This window comes from Protofrankia sp. CiP1_Cm_nod4, from assembly GCF_982290645.1.
This window is the reverse complement of the sequence record NZ_CEVIVC010000040.1, coordinates 35,687-38,780: the sequence shown is the minus strand read 5'-3', so window position 1 is coordinate 38,780 and position 3,094 is coordinate 35,687. Positions and strand designations below refer to the sequence as shown.

The window sequence follows — 3,094 nt, the reverse complement described above, 5'->3', positions numbered from 1 at the left end:
GGGCCGTCCGGCGCCGGGGCGGTGCGGGTGGGCCAGCGCAGCCACGAGATGGCGTTGTCCTGGCAGTAGGCGTTGTTGTTGCCGCCCTGGGAACGGCCGGACTCGTCCCCGGCGAGCAGCATCGGTACCCCCGCCGACAGCAGCAGGGTCGCCAGCAGCGAGCGGCGGACCAGCCGCCGGCAGGCCAGCACGGCCGGGTCGTCGCTGGGGCCCTCCGCCCCGAAGTTCGCCGAGTTGCCGTGGTCGTCGCCGTCGCGGTTGTCCTCGCCGTTGGCCTCGTTGTGCTTGTGGTCGTAGGAGACGAGGTCGGCGAGGGTGAAGCCGTCGTGCGCGGTGACGAAGTTCACCGACGCCCACGGCCGGCGTCCCGAATGGTAGTAAAGATCGCTGGAGCCGGTGATCCGGTAGCCCAGGTCGGCGACGGTGGAGGCGCCGCGGGTCCATGCCGCGCGCACGGTGTCCCGGTAGCGGCCGTTCCACTCCGCCCATGGCGCCGGGAACGCGCCCACCTGGTAGCCGCCCCAGCCGACGTCCCAGGGCTCGGCGATGAGCTTGACGGTGGACAGCAGCGGGTCGGCGTGGATGGCGGTCAGCAGCGGCGCCGCCGGGTCGAAGCCGTCGGGGCTGCGCGCGAGCGCCGTCGCCAGGTCGAAGCGGAACCCGTCCACGCCCATCTCGGTGACCCAGTAGCGCAGCGAGTCCGTGATCATCTTCACCACGTGCGGGGATGCGGTGTTCACCGTGTTGCCGCAGCCGGTGACGTCCCGGTAGCGGCGCGGGTCGCCCGGGTCCACCCGGTAGTAGGTCGCGTTGTCCAGGCCGCGCAGCGACAGGGTGGGGCCGTGCTCGTCGCCTTCGGCGGTGTGGTTGAACACCACGTCGAGGATGACCTCTATCCCGGCCGCGTGTAACGCGCCCGCCATCTCCTGGAACTCGGCCACCGGGTTGTCCGTGGCCGCGTAGCCCGGGTGCGGGGCGAAGAAGCCCACGGTGTTGTAGCCCCAGTAGTTGGTCAGGCCGCGCTGGGACAGCGCCGGCTCCGGGACGTGCGCGTGGACGGGGAGCAGCTCCACCGCGGTGACGCCGAGCGCGCGCAGATGGTCGATGACCGCCGGGTGGGCCAGGCCCGCGTAGGTGCCGCGCCGCGCCGGCGGGACGTCCGGATGCGTCCGGGTGAACCCCTTCACGTGCAGTTCGTAGATGACCGTCTCGGGCCAGGGGATGGCCGGGCGCTTCCCGGTCGGGCGGCGGCGGCCGTCGACCACCACGCACATCGGGACGAAGGGTGCGGAGTCGTTCCCGTCGGGGCCTGCCGCGTACGGGTCGGCCTCCTCGAAACCGTGGATCGCGGGGTTCGGGACGAGGGAACCGGTCAGCATCCGCGCATAGGGGTCGACGAGCAGTTTGGCCGGATTGTGGCGCAGGCCGCGTTCGGGGGCGTAGGGCCCGTGCGCCCGCAGCCCGTAACGCTGGCCCGGTCCGGCTCCGGGCAGGTAGCCGTACCAGATCCCGCCGTTCCGTTCGGGCAGCCGGTGGCGGCTCTCCCGGCCCCGGGCGTCGAACAGGCAGATCTCGACCGCGTCCGCGCTCGGGGCCGCCACCGCGACGTTGACGCCCCGGCCGTCCCAGTGGACCCCCAGCGGCTCGGGGGACCCGGGCAGCACGGGCCCGGGCCGGGCTGTGCCGGGCCGGGGCACGCCGGGCCGGGAAGGGCGGGGCCGGTCGGCGCCGGGCTGATCGGCGCCGGACTGGTCGATGTTGTCACGAACGTGGAACCGTGGCGTCACCTCCGTGACGGTAGCCGTGGCATGTTACCGGCGCCCGATTCCGGTGACTGCCGTCCGGTTACTCCCGCCGACGGGCGGCGACTGTGAGTGAACGGCACCGCGGACGCCGGGGCCGGGCCGCCGGCCGCGGGCGCCGGGCCAGCGAGGCTGGGGCGGCATGGCTGGATCATCCGGAGCAGGAGCGACACCGCCCGGTCCGGCAGGATCGGATCATCATCCGATGACGGGGGCCGGGCCGTCATGGCCACCGGACGCGCCGCCGCCGCCAAAAGGTGTCGGGAACGTAATCGCCGCGTATCCGTGAAGATCGAGTCGCCAGGGCTTAGGCTGCCTGAATCAGGGGCGCCGTCGGGACGTCACGGGCCCGGCACGGGTATCAGCGGATGACGGTCGGCCAACGGCGGGGCGACGGACGTGCCGTACGCCGCCGGGAGCCGGGAATGATCGAGGAGGTCGGTCGGTGGCGGTCGTGGGGTTCGACGTCGACGGCGGTATTGGCACGATCAGGCTGGATCGGCCCCCGATGAACGTCATCAACAGCGAGGTCACCGCCGGGCTGCGCGCGGCGGCCGACGAGGCGACCAGACGGGCGGACGTGCGGGCGGTCATCATCTACGGCGGCCCGAAGGTGTTCGCGGCCGGGGCCGACGTCAAGGAGATGGCTCCGCTGGACCCCGCGGAGATCCTGACGTGGGTGACTGACCTGACCACCACGTTTGAGGCGGTGGCCCGGATCCCGAAGCCGGTGGTGGCCGCGGTGACCGGCTACGCCCTCGGCGGCGGCCTGGAGCTCGCCCTGACCGCCGACTTCCGGGTCTTCGGGGACAACGTCAAGGCGGGGCAGCCCGAGATCCTGCTCGGCATCATCCCGGGCGCGGGCGGGACGCAGCGGCTGCCGCGCCTGGTCGGGGTGGCGAAGGCCAAGGATCTGATCTTCACCGGCCGGCAGGTCCGGGCCACCGAGGCCAAGGAGATCGGCCTCGCCGACCGGGTGGTCGCCCCCGACGACGTCTACACCGAGGCGCGCTCCCTCGTCGCCCGGTTCGTCGACGGGCCGGCGGTCGCGCTGCGGGCGGCCAAGCGGGCGATCGACGACGGCCTGGACGGCGGGCTGTCCGAGGGGCTGCGGCTGGAGACGGCGCTGTTCGCCGGCCTGTTCGGCACGCAGGACAGGCGCATCGGCATGGACGCCTTCGTCGAGCGCGGTCCCGGCAAGGCTGACTTCGTCGGCCGCTGAACACCATGGACGACGCCAAGGACGTGGCCAAGGACGTGGCCCGGGCGGACCAGGCGGGTGGGACGGACCA

General features: G+C 73.1%; 2 protein-coding genes. One reads left to right on the top strand and one right to left on the bottom strand.

Annotated elements, in window-relative coordinates:
- Positions 1 to 1,697, bottom strand: a 1,697-nt coding sequence (glgX, locus tag AC5LSR_RS10235) for a glycogen debranching protein GlgX (protein WP_493468384.1), incomplete at its 3' end; no start/stop codon positions are given.
- A 550-nt stretch (positions 1,698 to 2,247) separates the two neighbouring features.
- On the opposite strand from glgX, the gene AC5LSR_RS10230 reads away from it, so the two are divergent.
- Positions 2,248 to 3,024, top strand: coding sequence for an enoyl-CoA hydratase/isomerase family protein (locus AC5LSR_RS10230; RefSeq protein ID WP_250281126.1), 777 nt, complete (start codon positions 2,248 to 2,250; stop codon positions 3,022 to 3,024).
- Positions 3,025 to 3,094 lie beyond the last annotated feature (70 nt).